At 30.1% G+C, this 22,439-nt stretch carries 20 protein-coding genes and 1 other annotated feature; of the genes, 12 read left to right on the top strand and 8 right to left on the bottom strand.

Translation table 11 applies throughout. The features are described from left to right. The first annotated feature begins 25 nt into the window (after positions 1–25). Positions 26–241: a binding site (T-box leader), on the top strand. An 85-nt stretch (positions 242–326) separates the two neighbouring features. Next, the gene (gene argS, locus CRN98_RS10435; protein ID WP_097027364.1) at positions 327–2,018 is read left to right on the top strand and encodes an arginine--tRNA ligase; all 1,692 of its coding nucleotides are present in this window, start codon (positions 327–329) and stop codon (positions 2,016–2,018) included. A 95-nt stretch (positions 2,019–2,113) separates the two neighbouring features. Continuing rightward, complete coding sequence (locus tag CRN98_RS10430) at positions 2,114–2,908, top strand: ribonuclease H-like domain-containing protein (protein WP_097027363.1); 795 nt, start codon at positions 2,114–2,116, stop codon at positions 2,906–2,908. A 25-nt stretch (positions 2,909–2,933) separates the two neighbouring features. Here the strand turns inward: CRN98_RS10430 and CRN98_RS10425 are convergent, their stop codons facing one another. Genes CRN98_RS10425 through CRN98_RS10415 form a run of 3 tightly spaced genes read right to left on the bottom strand, consistent with a single transcriptional unit; the run spans position 2,934 to position 5,091 of the window. Next, positions 2,934–3,074, bottom strand: a complete 141-nt coding sequence (locus CRN98_RS10425; RefSeq protein WP_081957164.1) for a FeoB-associated Cys-rich membrane protein — start codon at positions 3,072–3,074, stop codon at positions 2,934–2,936. Positions 3,075–3,086: 12 nt separating this feature from the next. Next, positions 3,087–4,850 carry a ferrous iron transport protein B gene (feoB, locus tag CRN98_RS10420; protein ID WP_097027362.1) on the bottom strand — a complete coding sequence of 588 codons (1,764 nt, stop codon included), beginning with the start codon at positions 4,848–4,850 and terminating at the stop codon, positions 3,087–3,089. After that, entirely contained in the window at positions 4,825–5,091 is a 267-nt protein-coding gene (locus CRN98_RS10415) for a FeoA family protein (RefSeq protein WP_097027361.1), read from the bottom strand. The genes feoB and CRN98_RS10415 overlap by 26 nt, the downstream gene beginning before the upstream one ends. 253 nt (positions 5,092–5,344) lie before the next feature. Between CRN98_RS10415 and CRN98_RS10410 the strand changes: the two genes are divergently transcribed. Further along, the gene (locus CRN98_RS10410; protein ID WP_097027360.1) at positions 5,345–6,079 is read left to right on the top strand and encodes an HAD-IB family hydrolase; all 735 of its coding nucleotides are present in this window, start codon (positions 5,345–5,347) and stop codon (positions 6,077–6,079) included. A gap of 35 nt (positions 6,080–6,114) precedes the next feature. Next, positions 6,115–6,789 carry a ribonuclease H-like domain-containing protein gene (locus tag CRN98_RS10405; protein ID WP_097027359.1) on the top strand — a complete coding sequence of 225 codons (675 nt, stop codon included), beginning with the start codon at positions 6,115–6,117 and terminating at the stop codon, positions 6,787–6,789. A gap of 34 nt (positions 6,790–6,823) precedes the next feature. Here CRN98_RS10405 and gltX read toward each other — a convergent pair whose 3' ends face one another. Then, the gene (gltX, locus tag CRN98_RS10400) at positions 6,824–8,284 is read right to left on the bottom strand and encodes a glutamate--tRNA ligase (protein ID WP_097027358.1); all 1,461 of its coding nucleotides are present in this window, start codon (positions 8,282–8,284) and stop codon (positions 6,824–6,826) included. Between the two features lie 248 nt (positions 8,285–8,532). Next, positions 8,533–9,918 carry an MBL fold metallo-hydrolase RNA specificity domain-containing protein gene (locus CRN98_RS10395; protein ID WP_097027357.1) on the bottom strand — a complete coding sequence of 462 codons (1,386 nt, stop codon included), beginning with the start codon at positions 9,916–9,918 and terminating at the stop codon, positions 8,533–8,535. A gap of 123 nt (positions 9,919–10,041) precedes the next feature. Here CRN98_RS10395 and CRN98_RS10390 point away from each other — a divergent pair, with 123 nt between their 5' ends. Further along, entirely contained in the window at positions 10,042–11,181 is a 1,140-nt protein-coding gene (locus CRN98_RS10390; RefSeq protein WP_097027356.1) for an aminopeptidase, read from the top strand. A gap of 169 nt (positions 11,182–11,350) precedes the next feature. Here the strand turns inward: CRN98_RS10390 and CRN98_RS10385 are convergent, their stop codons facing one another. Continuing rightward, positions 11,351–12,619 (bottom strand): D-alanyl-D-alanine carboxypeptidase family protein, encoded by a 1,269-nt coding sequence (locus tag CRN98_RS10385; RefSeq protein WP_097027355.1) that lies wholly within the window; start codon positions 12,617–12,619, stop codon positions 11,351–11,353. A gap of 137 nt (positions 12,620–12,756) precedes the next feature. Here CRN98_RS10385 and CRN98_RS10380 point away from each other — a divergent pair, with 137 nt between their 5' ends. Then, positions 12,757–13,353 (top strand): NUDIX hydrolase, encoded by a 597-nt coding sequence (locus CRN98_RS10380; protein WP_097027354.1) that lies wholly within the window; start codon positions 12,757–12,759, stop codon positions 13,351–13,353. Positions 13,354–13,605: 252 nt separating this feature from the next. Here the strand turns inward: CRN98_RS10380 and CRN98_RS10375 are convergent, their stop codons facing one another. Then, positions 13,606–13,950: a hypothetical protein gene (locus tag CRN98_RS10375; protein ID WP_097027353.1), complete on the bottom strand. Its 345-nt coding sequence runs from the start codon at positions 13,948–13,950 to the stop codon at positions 13,606–13,608. Between the two features lie 227 nt (positions 13,951–14,177). Here CRN98_RS10375 and CRN98_RS10370 point away from each other — a divergent pair, with 227 nt between their 5' ends. Next, entirely contained in the window at positions 14,178–14,402 is a 225-nt protein-coding gene (locus CRN98_RS10370; RefSeq protein WP_097027352.1) for a hypothetical protein, read from the top strand. 72 nt (positions 14,403–14,474) lie between these two features. Here the strand turns inward: CRN98_RS10370 and CRN98_RS10365 are convergent, their stop codons facing one another. Next, complete coding sequence (locus CRN98_RS10365) at positions 14,475–15,959, bottom strand: nicotinate phosphoribosyltransferase (RefSeq protein ID WP_097027351.1); 1,485 nt, start codon at positions 15,957–15,959, stop codon at positions 14,475–14,477. Between the two features lie 135 nt (positions 15,960–16,094). Between CRN98_RS10365 and CRN98_RS10360 the strand changes: the two genes are divergently transcribed. The 5 genes from CRN98_RS10360 (at position 16,095) to CRN98_RS10340 (ending at position 22,434) form a co-directional block, all read left to right on the top strand. Further along, entirely contained in the window at positions 16,095–18,101 is a 2,007-nt protein-coding gene (locus CRN98_RS10360; protein ID WP_179632098.1) for an ATP-dependent helicase, read from the top strand. A 398-nt stretch (positions 18,102–18,499) separates the two neighbouring features. Then, positions 18,500–19,498, top strand: coding sequence for a CPBP family intramembrane glutamic endopeptidase (locus CRN98_RS10355; RefSeq protein WP_097027349.1), 999 nt, complete (start codon positions 18,500–18,502; stop codon positions 19,496–19,498). Positions 19,499–19,792: 294 nt separating this feature from the next. Then, complete coding sequence (locus CRN98_RS10350; RefSeq protein WP_097027348.1) at positions 19,793–20,092, top strand: hypothetical protein; 300 nt, start codon at positions 19,793–19,795, stop codon at positions 20,090–20,092. A gap of 172 nt (positions 20,093–20,264) precedes the next feature. After that, entirely contained in the window at positions 20,265–21,455 is a 1,191-nt protein-coding gene (locus CRN98_RS10345; RefSeq protein ID WP_097027347.1) for a M20 metallopeptidase family protein, read from the top strand. A gap of 4 nt (positions 21,456–21,459) precedes the next feature. Continuing rightward, complete coding sequence (locus CRN98_RS10340) at positions 21,460–22,434, top strand: RluA family pseudouridine synthase (protein ID WP_097027346.1); 975 nt, start codon at positions 21,460–21,462, stop codon at positions 22,432–22,434. Positions 22,435–22,439 lie beyond the last annotated feature (5 nt).

Raw genomic sequence — 22,439 nt, 5'->3', positions numbered from 1 at the left:
AAAATGTAAGTTAAAAGGAAATAATATAAATTCTATGAAAAGGAAAGTACTTTTTATAAAGTTCTTTAAAGCGAGTAGAGTATGGTGAGAGTCTACAAGAAAATAAAAAGGAAGAGAGCCTTGGAGAAGTTTATCTAAAATCATTATTTATGAAAGTAAGATGAATCGCAAGCCTTGCGTTAAAATTTCAAGTGGACATTAGTCAATTAGAGTGGTACCGCGGAATTTACCCGTCTCTGTTTTTTTACAGGACGGGTTTTTGTGATATAGCATTATAATAAATGATATATGTGGTAAAAATAATAATAAATGGAGGTAGTTTATATATGGATTATAAAAATATTTTAGTAAAAAGAATTAAAGAGCATGTAGATATGCCAGAAGAAAAAATAGAAGCTTTAATAGAAATTCCACCTAGACCTGAAATGGGTGAATATGCATTTCCATGCTTTCAGCTTTCAAAGGTGTTAAGAAAGGCTCCAAATTTAATAGCTGAAGAGTTAAAAACAAATATAAACAAAGAAGGATTTGAAAAAATAGAAACAATGGGACCATATTTAAATTTCTTTGTGGATAAATCAGTATTTACTCAAAACACTTTAGAAAAGATATTAAGTGAAAAAGAAAACTATGGTCAAACAAATTCAGGGGAAGGTAAAAATGTAGTAGTAGAATATTCATCTCCAAATATAGCAAAGCCTTTCCATGTGGGACATTTATTCAGTACTTCTATAGGAAACGCACTTTATAAAATATTGAGCTTTGAAGGATATAATTGTACTAGAATTAATCACTTAGGTGACTGGGGAACTCAATTTGGAAAGCTTATTTCTGCTTATAAAAGATGGGTAGATGAAGACGCATTAGAAAAAGAACCTATTAAAGAGCTGCTTAGAATATATGTAAAGTTTCATGATGAAGCAGAAAAGGATCCTTCCTTAGGAGAAGAAGGAAGAATGCACTTTAAAAAGTTAGAAGATGGCTCAGAAGAAGAAGTAAGACTTTGGAAGAGATTTAGAGATTTAAGTCTTAAAGAGTTTAATAAAGTATATGAAATGTTAAATGTAGAATTTGACTCCTATGCTGGAGAAAGCTTCTATGGAGATAAAATGGATTCTGTAGTAGAAGAAATCGATAAAAAAGGCCTACTTACAGAAAGTAATGGAGCAAAGGTAGTAATGCTTGAAGAGTACAATATGCCTCCATGTATAATAAAAAAATCAGATGGAGCAACTATATATGCTACTCGTGACCTTGCTGCAGCTGTATATAGAAAAAATACATATGATTTTGATAAGAGTATATATGTAGTTGGATTGGAACAATCCCTTCACTTTAAGCAGGTATTTACTACTTTAAAACTTATGGGTAAGGAATGGGCAGATTATTGCAAACATGTAGGTTTTGGGCTGGTAAGATTTGCAGATAGAAAGCTTTCAACTAGAAAGGGAGAAGTTATATTCCTTGAAGAGCTTTTAAATGAATCAATAGAAAAGACAGCAGCAGTGATAAAAGAAAAAAATCCTGATTTAGAAAATAAGGAAGAAGTAGCTAAAAAGGTAGGGATTGGAGCAGTTATATTTACATATCTTAAAAACAATAGGGAAAGAGATATAGTATTTAACTGGGAAGAAATGTTGAGCTTTGATGGAGAAACAGGACCATATGTTCAATATAGTTATGCAAGAGGAAAAAGTATACTAAGAAAAGCAGGAAATATAGAAGGAAATATAGATTATAAGAAATTGTCTTCAAAAGAAGAATTTGAGCTTGCAAAAGTATTATCTTCTTTTAATGAAGCAATACTTTACTCTATAGATAAATTAGAACCATCTGTCTTAACAAGATATATTATAGATGTAGCTAAAGGATTTAATAAATTTTATAATGCACATAGTATTGTTAATGCAGAAGATGAGGAAACTAAAGTTGCAAGAATTAAATTAGTAGAAGCTACTTGCCAAGTTATAAAAAATGGATTAAACCTTTTAGGAATAGATGTAGTAGAAGAAATGTAGGTATAAATATTGTGCATGTAGTACTTGATCTTATGAAAAAGGGTACTACATGCATTTGTATATAAGTAAGGGTTGCTTTGGTTTGGAGGAGAGTAATGTATATAAGAACTCGGGAAGAAACAATTGATCTAAAACCTGATATATTTGATAAATATAATATGGAGAATATGGCTTACTTTGATATAGAAACCACAGGATTTGACAAAGAAAAGGATTGCATTATGCTTATTTCTTTAGGATGGTTTTCTAAAAAAAATACCTTTTGTGTAAAGCAATATTTTGCAAAAAGCTTGGAAGAAGAAAAAAGTATACTAATCCAATTTAAGGAAGACATTGAAGGGTTTAATACATGGTGCTCCTATAATGGAAAGGCCTTTGATGAGCCATTTATTAAGATAAAGCTTGCAAAGCATAATATAAATTGTACAATGCCTGATAATCATGTGGATTTATATAGAATGATAAGACCTTACTATAAAAAGCTTGGTATAGAGAGATGTAATTTAAAAACTGTTGAAAAATTTATAGGTATACAAAGGGAAGATTTAATTGATGGTGGAATAAGCATCGAGCTATATTATAAATACTTAAAAGAACCCGGAGAAGAATTAAAAGAAACAATTATGCTTCATAACTTTGAAGATGTACTAAATTTGCCCAAGCTCTTTGAAATTGTATCTAAAATTGATGAAGGTGATTTAAGAAGAGATGACATTATAACAGAAAAGCAGTACAAGTATCTTCAGTATTTGATTAAAAAGAATAATATTGAAATCCCTTGCAATGTGGAAAAAATATCAAGAAAATCTGCAGGAAAGGTTATTGATTGTCTGTTAAGGGGAAATATAGATGTAGAAGAACTGATGGCAATAATAAAGAATAGTTATTAAAAAAAGTAATAGTGAAATATCACTATTACTTTTTTTTATAACTAGGGCAGTGGGAAGAGCAACTACCGCAGTCGCACTTTCCTTGACCTTTATTTTTTATATTTTTATAAAGTATATACACAGCAGAGCCGACGATTGCTGCTGTAATTATATATTGAATAATCATGTTTTTCACCACCTAAAATATAGCGTTAAGAATCATATAAGTTATAAAAGATATAACCCAAGCTAAAACAAATTGATATACCATGGAGAACATAGCCATTTTATTTCCGTATTCTTTCTTCATTGTAGCTATAACTGAAACACATGGAGTGTAAAGAAGAACAAATACTAAAAATGTGTAAGCAGTTATAAAGTTAAAGTGCTGAGGAAGTATGCTCATTAAGTCTCCGCCGTATATTACTCCCATGGAACCAATTATAACCTCTTTAGCCATAAAACCTGTAAGAAGTGAAACAGAAGCTTCCCAGTTGCCAAATCCTAGAGGACTAAAAATAGGGCTTAAAAATCTACCAATGGAAGCAAGTAAACTGTTATTCATATCAGTCATACCGTGCATGTTAAAATTAGATAATACCCAGACTATAATTGATATTGAAAATATTATAGTACCAGCTTTTCTTAAAAATCCTTTTCCCTTATCCCAAGTGTGTAGAAGTAAGTTTTTAAGTGTAGGCATTTTATATTCAGGTAATTCAAGTATAAATGGTTCTTCATCTTTTTTGAATAATGTGTTTTTAAATATTATACCTATAATAAAGGCTATGAATATACCTAAAAGATATAAAGAAAATACCAATAAACTTTCATGACCAGGGAAAAATGCAGCTGCAAAAAGACCATATACAGGAAGTCTTGCATTACAGGACATAAGTGGAACCAGTAGTGCTGTAACCTTTCTATCCTTTTCACTTTCTAAAGTTCTAGCTGTCATTATTGCAGGAACTGAACACCCAAATCCAACTATAAGAGGAATAAATGCCTTTCCTGAAAGTCCCATTTTTCTCATAAATTTGTCCATTATAAAAGCTGCACGAGCCATATATCCGCTGTCTTCTAAGAAAGAAATTCCTAAGAAAAGAGCTAATATAACTGGTAAAAACACTATTACTGAACCAACGCCACCAATTATTCCATCAACTATTAATGATTGGAACCAAGGGCTTGTACCGGAAAGTGCCAGTTCTACAAATGGTACAAATCTATCGTTTAAAAGACCATCGAGCACATCAGCTAGAGGATTTCCTACCCAAGTAAATGTAAACTCAAATATTAAATATAATAGGCCTAAGAAAACAGGATAGGCTAAGAACTTATTTAAAACTATTTTGTCTATAGTTTCTCCAAAATTTTTCTTATTATTTTTAGAAGTAATTGTTGCCTTATCTAGTATTTGCTCAATGAAGGTATAAGCTTGAGTTTCATCCTGAAACTGATAGTCATTATCGTTGGTGTTTTTAAAAAAAGTACCGCTTTTTAGCAGCAATTTCAACTCATCTATACCCATATTTTTAGACGCTGATATTGGAACTACTTGTACGCCTAATGCCTTACCTAAAGCATCATAATCTATTTTTATTCCTCTTTCGTTAACTATATCTATCATATTTAATATTAATATAATAGGTTTGTTAAATTCTTTTAATTGAAGGGTAAGATATAAGTTTCTTTGCAAATTAGAAGCATCTACAATATTTAATATTACATCCACATCATCATTTAAAAGAAATTCCTTTGATACTTTTTCTTCATTAGAATAGGTATCCATGGCATATATACCAGGAAGATCTACAATTTTAACCTCAGAATCTAAATAACCCTCTTTTTTCTCAACCGTTACTCCAGGCCAATTTCCTACATACTGATTAGAACCGGTTAGTGCATTAAAGAGGGAAGTCTTACCTACGTTAGGATTACCCAACAATGCTGCATTTATCATAAGCTGCCTCCTTATATTCTATTCCTTTTACAAGTATATTTTTTGCATCGCTTTTTCTTATTGCTAAATCAAAACCTCTTAAATTTATAATTACAGGATCACCAAAGGGTGCCTTGTTTTTCAAACAAACCTCTGTTCCTTCAATACAGCCTAATGATAAAAGACGTTTTGCCAATTTTTCATTTCCACAAACATTTTCTATATAAGCTTTTTCGCCAGGCTTTAAATCTATAATACACATGATCTTCACTCCTTGTTGATAACTATTATCATTCTCAATATTAATATACCACCACAGGAAGTGAATGTCAATAGGAATTTTAGGCTAAGGGAAGTATTTAATAAAAAAATATGTATTCAAGTATTAAAAGTTATATATTTTACAAATACTTTAGTAAAGAGTATAATAAAAAGTAAATTGGAAATATATACTTTTTTATTGTAAAATAACTTATCTATAATAACTAAAATATTAATTGCAGGGAGGTATGGATATGAAGAAGGTAGCAGCATTTTTTGATATAGATGGCACTCTTTATAGAGAAGGATTAATTACAGAGCTATTTAAAAAGTTAATAAAATATGAAATAATATCTCAAGATAGATGGTATAAGGAAGTAAAGCCTGAATACGTAAGGTGGGATAAAAGAGAAGGAAACTATGATAATTATTTATTGAAAATGGCGGATATTTATATAGAAGCAGTAAAGGGTCTTCCTAAATACCAAGTAGAATATATAGCTAGAAATGTAATAGAACAAAAAGGACATAGAGTATATACCTTTACTCGTGATAGAATAAAATGGCACAAAAGTCAAGGACATGTGGTTATAACGGTTTCAGGAAGTCCAATTGAACTTGTTAAGGAAATGAGTGTTAGGCATGGATTTGATGATTATAGAGGTACAATTTATAAACTAAATGAAGAAGGAATATATACTGGAGAAGTTATACCTATGTGGGATAGCGTTAATAAGAAAAGAGCTATAAATGAGCTAAAAGACCATTATGATATAGATTTAAATGAAAGCTATGCCTATGGAGATACAGCAGGGGACTTTTCTATGTTTCAAATGATTAGATATCCTATTTGTGTAAACCCAACTAAGGAATTGCTAAAAAAGGTTATGAATGATGAAGAAGTAAAAAATAAAATAAAGATAATAGTTGAAAGAAAAGACAGTGTTTATAATATAAATACTGATTGTTTAGATATATTAAATATGTAAAAGTTAAGATAAGTAATCTAGAAAGAGTGGAGTTTATGATTGTAAGAGAAAATACGCAAAAAGTTGAAGAAATAAATGAAGATATAGCTTTAAAAATAAATACAAAAGAATCAGTATTTAAAAAAGCAGTATTTTTTGATTTAGAGCATTACGTATACAAAAAACCTATATGTATTGGAGTATTTGGATGCAGCTATTATGATGAAGAAAAGAGGGTTTTAAAGACTACTCAATATATGATAGAAAATAAAACTGATGCCTTAGAAATTTTAAGATTGGCAAAGAATTATTTTATAAATTTATATCAAAATAAGGGTAAAAGATATATTGTTACTTTTTCAGGAAATAATGATTTTACTGTGATAAACTATCTTATGAATAAATATAAATTAAATTTCAATTTAGAAGAATATTTTACCCACATAGATCTGCAAAAGGAATATGAAAAGTGCAAAGGTGTAAATATAGGGCTTAAGGCGTTAGAAAAGGAATTTGATATAGAAAGAGAAAGTGAACTTATAAGCGGACAAAATCTTGCTAAAACCTTTGGAAAGGTAATAAAGGACAGAGATTATATAAATAGAATGCCAACTGAGAAAAAGGAAAAAATACTTCTTTATAATGAACAGGATGTAGTAAGTTTATTTTATATGTATATTACTTGGGAGAAATATGTTGTTGTGTCTAATGAAGTTTCTCCTAAAGAGTAAAAAGTCTCCTTAAAAATTAAGGAGACTTTTTATGTTATTGCATTTGTTTTAACTTTTCAATACCTATTCTAATTCTTCTTAAGGATTCTTCTTTGCCAAGTATTTCAGCTATTTCGAAAGCTCCACCAGGAGTAAATTGTTTTCCTGAAACTGCAGTTCTAATTGGCCAAAGAACTACGCCATTTTTAACTTCTAGTTCTTTAACTAAATCCATCATAGAATCATGAATAGAAGTTAAATCCCAGTTTTCTAAGCCTTCTAATATAGGAAGAGCTTTTTCAAGGCTTACTAAGGAATTTTCATAACTAGTTTTCATTTTTTTATGAATATATAGCTCTGGAGAATAATCTGGCATTTCCTCAAAGAAGTCAATTTGATCAGGTATTTCGCTTAATACCTCTGTTCTAGTGTGTAAAAGTTCGCTGAGCTTCATTAAGTCTAAGTCTTTTTTAATAACCTGATTGTAATATGGAAGAGCCATCTTGTGGAATTCTTCTACAGGAAGCATTTTTATATATTCTGAATTCATCCATCTAAGTTTCACAATGTCAAATATAGCAGGTGCCTTGTTTATATGAGTGTAGTCAAACTTTTCTATGAGTTCTTCTAAATTAAATATTTCCTGAGTAGTTCCTGGATTCCATCCAAGTAGAGCTATATAGTTTAATATAGCATCCTTTAAATATCCTAGTGCAAGTAAATCTTCAAAGGAAGCATCACCTTTTCTTTTACTTAACTTATTCTGAGCATCTCTCATTATTGGAGGGCAGTGAATATATTTTGGAACATCCCATCCAAAAGCATCATATAAACGATTATATTTTGGTGAAGAAGATAGATATTCTGTTCCTCTAACTACGTGAGTAATATTCATAAGATGATCATCTACTACGTTAGCTAAGTTATAAGTTGGAAAACCATCAGATTTTATAAGTATCATATCATCAAGTTCGTTATTTTCTACAGTAATCTTTCCGTAAAGCTCATCTTCAAAAGTAGTAGTTCCAGTTGAAGGATTATTTTGTCTTATAACAAATGGAACTCCAGAGTTTAGTTTTTCTTCTATTTCTTCTTTTGATAAATGAAGACAATGTTTGTCATATTTAAAAGGTCTATTTAAAGCTTCTGCATTTTTTCTAAGCATATCAATTCTTTCTTTATCGCAGAAACAATAGTAAGCTTCACCCTTATCTATAAGCTTTTTTGTATATTCCATATAAATAGGCTTTCTTTCACTTTGAATGTAAGGACCTACAGGACCGCCTACATCTGGACCCTCATCATGATGAAGACCTGTTACGTTTAAAGTGTTATAAATTACTTCTAAAGCACCCTCTACTTGTCTTTCTTGATCAGTATCCTCAACTCTTAATAAAAAATTTCCTCCATCATGCTTAGCAATTAGATAAGCATAAAGTGCTGTTCTAAGATTACCGACATGCATGTATCCAGTTGGACTTGGAGCAAATCTGGTTCTTACTTTTTTTTCATCCATAGTTTTTCAACTCCCTATTGTGTAAATATTTTAATCCTAAAAAGGACTTAAGAATTCAGTAAAACAAAAACCTTTCATCCATCTAGAGTAAGGACGAAAGGAGACATATTTTAAGTCAATTCTATCATATAATACTATGATTTCCCTGTCAAGTTAATGAAATAATAATACCTTAATAAGTACTATTAAAGTAAATATAAAGAATTAAGTTACTTTAGTGGTAATATTATTGGCAAAATGTGGAGAGTTTATACATATAAATCTTCTCCTGATTTAGCTATATGAGAATTAAATCCTTCCTCTTTAAGTACTTTATCGAAGCTTTTTTGTGCATCTTCATCTCCATGAACTAAGAATATATTTTTAGGTTTGTTTTTAAATGCTCTTACCCAGGTTAAAAGTCCATTTTTATCTGCGTGGCCTGAAAGCCCTTGCAGATTATATATATGTGCTTTTACTGCAATTTCATCTCCAAGTATTTTTACTAATTCATCTCCATTTAATATACGTTTACCTAAGGTTCCTTCTGCTTGGTAGCCCGCAAATACCACTGAACATTCTTCACGCCATAAATTGTGTTTAAGATGATGCTTTATTCTTCCCGCATCGCACATACCACTGGAGGAAATAATTACAGCACCACTTTGAATATTATTTATATTCATGGATTCCTGAGGAGATTTAGTGAATGTAAGACCAGTAAATTCTAATGGATTATCTCCTGACTTAACTAAATTTAGGGCTTCTGCATCAAAATACTTTGTATACTTTTTAAATACTTCTGTGGATTCAGAGGCTAAAGGACTATCCACATATACCTTTATTCCTTTTAATGTGCCAGATTCTATATATTTATTTAATGCATAAATTATTTCTTGAGTTCTGCCTATGGCAAAGGAAGGTATTATAACATTTCCACCTCGATTTACAGTGCTATTTATTATATTAACTAATTCCTTTAAATCATAGGATAAATCTCCATGAAGCTTATCACCATAGGTAGTTTCCATAATGACGTAATCTGCATTATCAATGTATGTAGGATCTTTTAAAATAGGCATATTTACATTTCCAAGGTCTCCAGAGTAAACTAGTTTAACTTGGTTGCCATTTTCATTTATAAGCATTTCTGTTATGGCAGAGCCTAAAATATGACCTGCATCGGTAAATTTAATTCTTAACCCATCAAATAGTTCAATCCATTCATCATAACCATATCCTTTAAATATCTCCATACACTTTTTAGCATCAATGGAGGTATAAAGGGGGGTGACTTCTGGAAGGGCTTTACGTTTACGCTTTCTATTAAGCCATTCTGTTTCCATTTCTTGAATATGTCCGCTATCTTGCAGCATTATGTTGCATAGATCCTTTGTTCCCTCGGTGCATATAATTTCTCCTTTAAAGCCTTCTTTATAAAGCAGCGGTATTCTGCCGCTGTGATCTATATGAGCATGGCTTAGTATTACAAAGTCAATATCCTGGGGATTGAAATTAAATGTATCGTTACTTCTTTCTTTTCCATCCCTCCCTTGAAACATACCGCAATCTAGTAATATTTTTTTATCTTTAATATTTAATATATGTGAGGAGCCTGTAACACATCCTGCAGCTCCATAAAATTGTATTTTCAAATTATAAAACCTCCTTAAAACTTCCTGTAAAGTTTAGTATTTCCTAAATACTGTTTATTTATAGTGTTAAAATCTTTTTTATGATAAAATAGAAGGGAAATATTTTCAATAGGAGGGAATAATATGGGAGATATAAGATTGAATAAATTGGCAAAACTTTTGGTGAACTATTCTACAGAAGTAAAGCCAGGAGATTTCGTATTAGTTCAATGTGAAGATGTGGCAACTCCTTGGATGGCAGAAGTGGTAAAGGAAGCTACCAAGGTAGGAGCTCATGTAGAGACAATAGTAGAGTCACAGGAAGCACAATATATAAAGCTTAAATATGCATCAAAAGAGCAGCTTGAAGAGGAAAATTATATACAAAAATGTGCCATAGAAAAGGCTGATGTATGGTTAACTGCTTGGGGAACTCAAAATACTAAAGCTAACTCAAATATTCCTTCAGAAAGAATAAGGCATTCTTCAAAGGGAGCATCCAGCTGGAGAAAAATATATTCAGAAAGATGTGGAGATGGAACACTTAGATGGTGTGGAACACAATTCCCAACTCACGCAGATGCTCAAGAAGCATCCATGAACCTTTCAGAGTATGAGGAGTTTGTATATGGAGCAGGGCTTTTAGAATATGACAATCCTGTGGAGGAATGGAAGAAAATAAGCAGAGAGCAGGAAAGATGGGTTAAATATTTAGATACTAAAAAGGAACTTTATATAATATCGGAAGGAACAGACATTAAAGTAAACATTGAAAATAGAAAATGGATAAATTGCGATGGCAGGGCCAATTTCCCGGATGGTGAGATATTTACTTCTCCAGTTGAAAATGGAATAAATGGAGTTATAACCTTTAGCTTCCCAGGTATATATGCTGGAAAGGAAATAGAGGGCATAGTACTTAAAGTAGAAGAAGGAAAAGTTGTTAACGCAACAGCTAAAAAAGGAGAAGAACTTTTAAAAGAACTTATAAATACTGATGAAGGTGCTTCTTTCTTTGGAGAAGTTGCTATAGGAACAAATTATGGTATAAAACAATTTACAAGAAATATGCTCTTTGACGAAAAAATAGGTGGAACCATTCATATGGCACTAGGGGATTCCATGCCTGAGGCCGGTGGTAAAAATAAATCAACTATTCATTGGGATATGCTTTGTGATATGAGAAAGGAAGGCAAAATATATGCCGATGGAGAATTGTTTTATGAAAATGGAGAATTTAAAGAGGATATACTCCAAAAATATAATTTATCAAGTGATTCTTAGACTCAGGTGGAGTTTGCTTATGAAGAATACTTATCTCCAGCTGAGTCTTAGAAGAACTTATCCAGGGGCGTATCAGCCGTTATCTCTCACCTAAGAGGATGGGAGTGTTACGGATGGTTGCCATCGGATAAAAATTAAGAGAGTACATAAACTGTACTCTCTTTCAAATCTAATAATATTTAGGTTTCTTTTTGTTTCTTTTTTTGTTTGAAACTAATTTTATGATAACAGCAATTAGTATTAAAATGGCTATTACACTTATCAAGGCAAAAGTATATAAAAGAATATTTTGCTTTAATAAAGTTCCTTTAGATATATTTGTATATAAGCTGTAATCTTTTGAAGCTTCTCTTTCTTTTAAAGTAAGAGTTCCGAGTTTAGTATTTTCATCTAAAGACCAAGGATTTAACTTATTTAACTTAAGTATCTTTTCATTATCCTTTTTGTTTACTTCATTATCATATATAGTTACATCATCTTTTACGATAAGAGGAACATCTATCTTTTTCTCTGGACCAAAGAAGCCAAGAGGTTTATATGTAATGGTTTCTGTTTTTACCGTAGTTCCTTTAGGATATATAACAGTCTTCTTTGCTTCGTAACTCCAATCAATAATACTCTTCATATCTTTAAATACATAGGTATCTTGGCTGTCATATATTGAGTTCATAACTACACCAATAAGTTTTCGTCCGCCTCTTTCATAAACAGATACTAAACATCTTCCAGCAGGGGAAGTATAACCTGTTTTTCCGCCAACATTACCATCAACGCCTAAATTCTTATTTCTATTTTCTATTATAAGTACAGTACCTGCGGAAGTACGAATAGTACTTGTTTGTTTTCCCATAGATTCTCTAACCCATGGGTTTTTATAAGCAGCTCTTCCTATAACAGTTAAATCATAGGCAGTGGTGTAATGATTTGGGTCATGAAGACCATTAGGTGTAACAAAGTGTGTATTTTTAAGTCCTAATTTTTTTACTTCTTCATTCATCATATTTTCAAAATTTTTAGCATTTCCTGCAACGTTATCTGCTATCATGTAAGCTACATCATTTCCCGAATAAAGTAGAAGTCCATCCATGGCATCGGCTGCGGTCATAGTTTCACCAGTAGCAATAGGATGCATATTTTTGTTAAGGGAATATTCAGGTTGTATTTTTGCAGATTCAGTATATGTAAGATTATCACCTTTATCTTTATGTTCAGCTAATATTAAAGCTGTCAAAAGTTTTGTAGTACTTGCTGGATACATTTTGTTATCTGCAGATTTTGCATATATTATCTCTCCAGTATCAGCATCCATGGTAATAGCAGCTTTACCGTATATTGAAGGCATATCCTTAGTAGCTGCAAAAACCTGACTGCTTATAGAAAGTGATAAAATACATGAAAGAATAAATGAAAATTTCTTTTTCAACGTACATCTCTCCATTTTCTATAGTGTTATATTGCTGCATATTATTAAGTATAATACTCATTAAGTATAACATGGAGTGGTGTATTTGACAAACTCAAATTAGTATATAATATTATTAAATACTATGTAAGCTAACGGGAGGGATTTTAATTATGATATCAAATATAGAATCAATATTTAAAAACAGAGAAGTAGATTTAATAGGAGATTATAATAAATATGCAGTTATGATATGTATTACAGAGGAGGAAGAACCAAGTATAGTATTTGAAGTAAGAGCTTTAACATTAACTTCTCAGCCAGGAGATGTATCCCTACCTGGAGGTAAAATGGAGTCAGGAGAATCGCCTATGGAGGCAGCAGTTAGAGAAACTATGGAGGAGTTAAATATAAATGAAGAAGAGATAAAGATAATAGGTGCTATGGATTATTTTGTTAGCCCCTATAATCAAATAATATATCCATTTGTAGGAATATTAAAGAAATGTGATATTGAATGGAGTAAAGATGAAGTACATAAGATATTTAAAGTTCCAATAGATTTCTTTTTAAATAATGAACCTGACAAATATGATATAAATACAGTTCCAGAGTTCCCGGATAACTTTCCATATCATCTTATAATAGGAGGGAAAAACTATAAATTTTCAAAAGGTAAGCGTGAACAATATTTCTATCAATACAATGAATACGTGATTTGGGGATTTACAGCGCTGATAGTAAAAAGCTTCATTGATATTATAAGATAATGTTAAATAGGTCACATGGGATTTGCATCTAGGAAAGCGTTCATTTCGCTAAAAACGGCTAATATTTTTAAATTTAAAATACCTAAGCCTTCTAAACTCGGTTCACTCAAACAATAGAAGGCTCTATACGGTATTTTAAATTTAGAAATAAAGCCGTTTTAAAGCTTATTCAATGCTTTCTACGATGCAAATCCCATACTCTATTCAAGATTAAAAATATCACTACAGAGATTAGACACTAGGGAATAGTGATTATTTTGAGTGTGTTTTTCTAGGAAGAAAAAGTATTGAGGATAAAGCTATAACGCCTAAGTATATAAAAATCATATAGCTAGGTATAAGCGGGGATTTGTATAAAAATTTTAAAAATACAAATATGGCTAATGAAATTATAGACCAAAATAAAGCAATATAGCTCATTCTTTTATTTCTCTCCTGCCAAACTTCAGGTTTTTTCATAGTTCCAATTATTTTATCCTTATCAGGGCTTTTAGGGGAACTTTTTATAAGTATAAATTTAAAATAAAGATAAAATAAAATAGATATAACAAATATTCCTAAGAACATATAGGATAAAGATATAGTTGAAAAATTCATAATTATCACCTCTTAATTCTAGGTATTACAATTAGTTTATATTATTATTATAAAATTATGTGTGCAGTGAAGTATTTTTTTTAATGGAATAATAAGAAAATTTGAAAATTGGGTGATTTATTATTTTAATTTTCTAAAAATTGGTGTATAATCTATTTAAACAAGGAAAATTCCAATGAATTGGAATTTATTTATTACATTATAATGTGGGAATAGGGGGAAATTAAATGGGGGAATGTGCTTTTTTATCAACTTGTGATAATAAAGAAGAATGTTTTAAAGATTGTGTTTTATATAACTTAAAGGAAAATGAGGGCATATGTCCATTTAAAACGTTATCAAATCACAAAGCAAAGCAAATAGAAGAATTTGATGATGTATTTTTTAAAGAAAGAGAGCTGGATTTTATCAAAGATTATTATAGGGAAATGAAAGAAGAATACATGATTTAGTAAAGATAATAATTAATAACGAATTGATATCAAAATAAAAGGAAGCAGGCATAAAACCAACTTCCTTTTATTTTATTTATTCTCCATATATATATTGGAGTATTTATTAATAAGATTATGTTTTAATGACCAAAGTTTCGTAGATAAATCCACATAATAGTTATGAGGATTTTCAAATCTTAATACTTCATGCCATAACTTTTCAGTTTCTTCATCTACTATCTTTTTAATTTCAGTTACCGTAGGAGAATCATATACAAGATTTCCTTTATCAAATATTTGAACCATAAGCTCTTTGGCATAAAAATTTTTAATCTTTTTCTTTTTCCACGTATAAACAGGATCAAATAACATTAAGGATTCTTCATTTTCTATGTTTTCATCATGAAGAGTTATAAGGTCAGCAATAGCCTTATCGGTATCCTTATCAAATATTCTATATATCTTTTTGAACCCAGGGTTTGTTATCTTTTCTTCATTTTCGCTTATTTTAATTCTAGGAACTATATTATCCCCATCTTCTATTGCTACAAGCTTATATACTCCTCCAAACACAGGTTCAGATTTGGCTGTTATAAGTCTTTCTCCAACGCCAAACCCATCTATAGGAGCACCTTGGCGTAAAACTGAATCTATTATATATTCATCTAATGAATTAGATACAATTATTTTTACATCATTATATCCAGCTTCATCTAGGGCCTCTCTACATTTTTTAGTAAGATAAGTTATATCACCACTATCTATTCGTATTCCCTTTGGTCTAAAACCTTGAGGCTTTAAGACTTCATCAAAAACTTTAATTGCATTAGGAATACCAGATTTTAATACATTATAGGTGTCTACTAAAAATGTACAGTTGTCTGGATAAACCTTAGCCCAGGCCTTAAAAGCATCATATTCAGTAGGGAAAAGTTGCACCCAGCTATGAGCCATGGTTCCAGAAGAGGGAACTCCAAACATCTGTTCAGCTATTGTACAAGCGGTGGAATTACACCCGCCAATCATTGCAGCACGAGCTCCATATATAGCTCCATCATAGCCTTGAGCACGACGAGAACCAAATTCCATAACTGTACGCCCATCCGCAGCTCTGCATATTCTGTTAGCTTTGCTAGCAATTAATGTCTGATGATTTATAGAAAGTAATACCATTGTCTCTACAAATTGAGCTTGGAGAATAGGACCGCGAACTGTTACCAAAGGTTCGTTAGGAAATACTGGATTACCTTCTGGAACTGCCCATACATCGCAAGAAAATTTAAAATTTTCAAGATAGTTTAAAAACTCTTCAGAAAAAATGGCCTTGCTTCTTAAATATTCTATATCGTCATGAGTAAAAGACAAATTAGTAAGATACTCAATAAGTTGTTGAATACCTGCCATTATACAATATCCGCCACCATCAGGTACTCTTCTAAAAAACATATCAAAGTAAGCTATTTTATTTCCTAAATCATTTTCTAAGTATGCATTGCCCATGGTAAGTTCATAGAAGTCTACTAACATGGTAAGGTTTCTATCATTTCTAACGTTAAAGTTTTTTATGTATTCCATAGTATTAACTCCTTATATGTTATAAAATAATATTTTTGTTAATAATATAAATAATTATTACTATTTTATACCTTGAAATATGTTTTTACAAGGAAATTGTTGAAAAATGCTTACATAAAAATGAAGGTGAAAATAATGTCTAACTATAACTTAGATCAGTGGCAACTTGGTGCAGTGAGAAATACAATGAGAAATCTGCTTATAGTGGCACCACCAGGTTCAGGAAAAACTACTGTTATTATAAATAGGATAGAATATCTTATAAATTCTAAAGGGGCAAGGGGAGAAAATATTATTGTAATAACTTTTACAAAAGCCGCAGCAAAAAATATGTATTTAAGATATATGGAGGATAAAAATAGGGAAGTGCCTGCGTTTTTTGGAACCTTTCACAGCTTGTTTTATAAGATATTATATAAACATTTGACTAATCCTCAAATTATAACTGGAGAGCAGTGTTTAAGAATTGTAGATTATACATTAAGAAAGTATACAGAAAACATCAATGAGGAAAAGTTAAAGGGAATAGTTAATAGTATATATTTTTATAAGAGCAGTGAAATAAGTTTAGATGATTTTAAGTATGAAGGAGATAAGGAAGTTTTTTATAATTGCTACATGGAATATGAAAAATATAAAAGAGAAAATGGGCTAATAGATTTTGAAGATTTACAGATTATGTGTAAAAAATTACTTAAAGAAGACACAGCCTTATGTAATTATTATAAAAATAAATTTAAGTATATACTTATAGATGAATTTCAGGATTGCGACAATATTCAATTAAGTATACTAAAAATGTTAAATGAAAAAAACTCTATATTTGCTGTAGGTGATGAAGACCAATGTATATATGGATTTAGGGGTTCAAATCCACAGTGTATGGTTTATTTTGATAAATATTTTAAAGATGGGAAAAAGGTGTATTTACAAAAGAATTATAGAAGTGTACTGAATGTGGTACACCTTTCAAGAACATTTATTAAAAATAATAAATTAAGAAATGACAAGATAATAGAAGCTTTTAAAAAAAGTATAGGACAAATTGATGTACTTAACTGCACAGATGAAAGAGATGAAGCTTTTAAAATAGCTAATTCTATACTTAATTTTGTAAAAGATAAAAAAGTAGAATACAACGACATAGCGGTACTTTATAGAACAAATAAGGAAAGCTTAAGTTTAATAGATGCATTTTTTAAAAAGAACGTTCCATTTAAACTTTTAGATAAAAATTATAATTTTTTTAACCATTTTATATGCAAAGATATTATTTCTTATCTAAAGTTATCTTTGAATCAGTGTGACAGAGAAAGCTTTATAAACATAATAAATAAACCACTTAGATATATAAGCAAAGTTGATATACATAATTTAAACAAAACTGCTATAAAGGAAAGTTGTTTTGAAATACTTGAAGAATATAAATTGCCATCATTTAAATTAAAAATCATAAGAGATTTACAAAGGAAATTTAAAAAGATGAAAAACATGAATCCAGCTGATGCTATAGAATATGTAATGCATTCTTTAAATTATGAAGATTACATTGAAGGTTACATTAGAAAAACTAAGAAAGATAAAGAAGAATTGATGGATGTTATAGAGATGTTTAAAGGCTTTTCAGAGGATTTTAATACTATAGAGGAGTTTATTAATTATATAATAGAGGGAAAGGATAAATTACCTAAGAAAAATTCAAATGCTGTTACCTTAAGTAGCATCCATGGAGTGAAGGGAATGGAATTTGAGCATGTGTTTATAGTAAACTGCATTGAAGGAAATATACCACATAAAAACAGCAGCGAAGAAAACTTAGAGGAAGAAAGAAGAATTTTTTATGTGGGTATCACTAGAGCAAAGAAGTATTTAACTTTATGTATTCCTGAGGTTTACAAAGGACAATACTCATCACCATCAAAATTTATAGGGGAATGTGGGCTTCAGAGAAATGTGTGTAATAATTCTATGTATAAAAAAGGAGAAAAGGTAAAGCATATATATTTAGGAGAAGGAGTAGTCAATTCTTCAGATGAGGAATTTATAAATGTAATATTTGAAAATAATATAAATAGAAAGTTTAATTTAAAAAATGTAGTAGAAAATAAAATATTAAGACTTATTAAAAATAAAAGTGTATAAAATGAAATATTAAATTACTGTTTAGGGACTGCATAGTCCTTATTTTTTATGTGATATTTAATGAAAAAGATTATAAATGTAGGTGATTTAACTTATACATCGAATAAAAACTAGCAGAAGCTTTTAGGAAAGCACTATTGATGTTTACATAAATGGAAAATAGAGTTAAAATATTTACAGAATAGTTGATATTATAAGTGCAATTTAAATTTTGAAACAACTTATAGTATGCAAATTACTGACTTTTTATACGTTGAACAATCATATGTATAGAGTGAGTGACAATAAACCTCATAAAATAGAGGGTTGATTCGCATAAATTAGCGATTAAAATAGGTAATTATGAAATGGAACAAATATATTGAGTTAAAATCATAGAAAAAGAAAGCGAGGTAAAAATGTCTGAATACAGTGTTTCTAACAAAGAGCTTATTATATTTTTCGTGGTAACCTTTGGTTTTACCATAGGTATGGGCATTATTATGGCATTTACATATACTAAATACTCAATGCATGGCTTTGCTCAGGTACAGATGTATTATCCAGCCATAGGTGTGATGACAGCTTTACTGCTAAACAATGAAAGACGTAAAGAACTTCCAATGAAATTTTATGGAGTCTATTTATTCTTAACTATTACTTCGGTTTTTTTTCTTTTAGTAGAGATATTTATATTTCATAAAGATCCAGGTACGTATGCAGATTACTTACTGTTTCCGGGAAGTATTATGTTAGTTCTTATGTATTTTGCAGATGAAAAAGAGAAAATAGATCGTTTTGGATTGAAGCTTGGAAAAAACGTAAAGAAATCCCTTCGTTATATTGTGTTATTTGTTATTTTACGTTTATGCGCAGCCTTTTTAAGTGCATTTATCTTTGGCGATGTTAAGGAATTTATTAATATTTTCCTGAGCGCAAAGACATTTACGGGACTATTTATGCTACTTCTTTTGTTTCCATTCCAGTTTGCTATGTTTTTGGGAGAGGAATATGGCTGGAGATATTTTCTTCAAACTGCTCTTCAAGAGCGACTGGGTAAACGAAAGGGCATAATACTTTTAGGGTTTATCTGGGGGATATGGCATTTGCCATTAAACTTGTTCTTCTATAGTCCAGAAGCGCCTTTTTATTCTACTTTAAATCGACTGATTGTTTGTATTGCCTACGCTATATTCTTTGGATTTGTTTATATGAAGACAAAAAACATATGGACCGTTTCTATAATACACTTTTTAAACAATGGGCTTATTTTCTATAGTATAGAAGCTAATATTGCTAATAGCGGAAAATTTGTGTTAATAAATTTACTTTGTGCTTCTATAGTGTATTTTCCTTTCCTATTTAGTAAAGAATATGAGAAATATGAAAAAGAAATAGAGCTTACAAATGATTTATAACATGGTTTAAGAAATAAGAAATACAACACAAGATAATTTAGAATTAACTATAGATAAAATAGGCATAATTTGTATAATAACCATATTTGCTTTAAAAATGTAGTAGGAAATAGAATACTAAGTCTAATAAAGAATAAAAATGTATAAATTTAAGATGTGTCACCTAAATTAGGATATATCAATAATATGATAGTAAGACAATTAGTTGACGTATAAGCAATATATGTTATACTATTATAGTAAATAGTATATTTAGCAAAGTATATATTTCTAAAATATCTAGGAGGAAAAGTTATGATTTCATTTAAAACTATGTGGGAAGATGCATTGGGATTAATAACAAGAGAAGAAATAGATGACATAGAAATAGTTGAAAAGTATACAGATGGATTTGTGGTAAAACATTCAGAAGGTAATTGTTTTGTAAATAAAAATGATTTTATAGACGTATGGTGTAACATATTATATTTTAACGAAATGTCTAAAAATCAGATTTTTAATGGGTCAAGAGAATCTTTTAAATATGTGTATGCTGTTATGAAAAATTTACCATATATAAAGGACAATGCTGATGTGATAAGATTAGTAGAGTAGTTTATTGAATAATTGGAAATAATGTTATATAATCTTAATTAAGCTCATATTCCATGAATATGAGCTTTTAAAATGCACAAAAAACTAATAAGCAATTTTAAGGAATTATAACATTGTACATATTATATTTTTTAGAGTATTAGGTAAACTAAAGGTAGGTGTAAAAGCTAATATGGAAGATATAAGCTTCTTGAAAAGAGCAGAACAAATTAAAGAAGATCTTATAAAATGGAGAAGAAATTTTCATATGAATCCTGAACTAGATTATGATCTTTGTAATACTACTAAATATATAGAAGAATTTTTAGAGAAGAATGGTATAGAATATGAAAAAGTAGCTAGAGCTGGATTATGCGCAATTATAAGAGGAAAGGGAAGTAAAACTGTAGCTCTTAGAGCAGATATGGATGCTTTGCCATTAGAAGATAGAAAAGAAGTAATCTATGCTTCAAAAAATTTAGGTAAAATGCATGCTTGTGGACATGATGCACATACTGCAATTCTTATGGGTGCAGCACTAATATTAAATGAATTAAAAGATAAGCTACAAGGTAATGTTAAATTATTTTTTGAACCTGCAGAAGAAACAACTGGAGGAGCTTCACTCATGATAAGAGAAGGGGTAATGGAAAATCCTTATGTAGACGGCGTTATAGGGCTTCATGTGGATGAAAAGATACCTTGTGGCAAAATAGGAGTTAAAAAAGGAGTAGTAAATGCAGCTTCAGACTCATTTAAGGTAAAGATAATAGGTAAGGGAGGCCATGGGGCTCATCCTGATACAACTGTAGATCCTATATTTATTGCAAGCAGCGTTATTGTAAATTTACAATCCATAGTAAGCAGAGAATTACCACCTACTTCGCCAGGAGTTGTAACTGTAGGATGTATTCAGGGAGGAACTGCAAATAACATAATTCCAGAGGAAGTGCACTTTAAAGGCACTATAAGAACCATGAAAACTGAACATAGACATTATGTAAGATCAAGATTTAAAGAAATTGTAGAAGGTATGGTTAAATCTCTAAGGGGAGAATGTATAATAGAAATTGAAGAAAGTTACCCATGTCTTTATAATAATGATGATATGGTTAAAAGTTTCCTTAAAAGTGCTGAAGAAGTAATGGATAAGAAGGATATATTAGACTTAGACGAACCAAGTATGGGAGTAGAAAGTTTTGCATATTTTTCAATGGAAAGACCAGGAATATTCTATAATTTAGGTGTAAGAAATGAATCAAAGGGAATAATTCACCCAGCACATGGAAGTTTATTTGATATAGATGAGGAGAGCTTGGCTTTAGGTGCTGCTCTTCAAAGTAAATTTGCATGTGATTTCTTAAAGATAATAGATAAGGAGTAAAAAGATGAAAGCAGAAATTGGATCTAATGAGGCGCAACAAAGACTGGATAAGTTTTTAAGAAAATGGTTAAAGGATGTACCTTTAAGTGCTATATATAAGGCAATAAGAAAAGGTGACGTAAAGGTAAATGGTAAAAAAGCTAAAGAAAAATATACTTTGGAAGAAGGAGATATTGTAGAAGTAACATACATATCCTCTGCAGACACTAAAAAGAAGTTAAACTTTCAAAAGGTAGAAGCTACTAAATTCAGTAAGTTAAAGATTACCTATGAAGATGAAAATATGATACTTGTAGAAAAATGGCCTGGTATACTTGTTCATTCTGATAAAAAGAATGGAGAAGCTACATTAACAGATTATATATTATCTTACTTATATGATAAGGGAGATTATATTCCAGAAAAAGAAATTACTTTTACACCGGCTCCATGTAACAGATTGGATAGAAATACTTCTGGTGTAGTAATATTTGGAAAGAATTATGAAAGTCTTAAACTTTTAAATGAAATGATAAGACAAAGAGATATAAAAAAATACTATGAAGCATTGGTAGCAGGTAGAATAAAAGATGGTATATATGAAGGATATATATTAAAAAATGAAGACAGCAATATATCTAAAGTATTTACAAAAGAGGTACCAAATTCTAAGAAAATAGCTATGGAAGTTAAAACTGTGCAAAGTTGCGGGACATTTTCTTTTATAGAAATAGATTTAATAACAGGAAGAAGCCATCAATTAAGAGCACATTTAAGTGAATTAGGTAATCCTATAATTGGAGATGTTAAATATAATAAGGATAGTAAGCTAAATAGTTTCTTCACTAATAAATATGGATTAAATTATCAATACCTTTATGCATATAAGGTTATATTTAAAAATTGCAAGGATAAGCTAGCTTATATGGAAAATAAAACTATAGCAGAGACACTACCTCCAGTACTTAAAAAGATAAAAAATGATGTATTTAAATTTTAAGTAGA

Source organism: Clostridium peptidivorans (genome assembly GCF_900205925.1).
GTDB lineage: Bacteria > Bacillota > Clostridia > Clostridiales > Clostridiaceae > Clostridium_AK > Clostridium_AK peptidivorans.
This window is presented reverse-complemented; position numbering and strand designations above follow the sequence as displayed.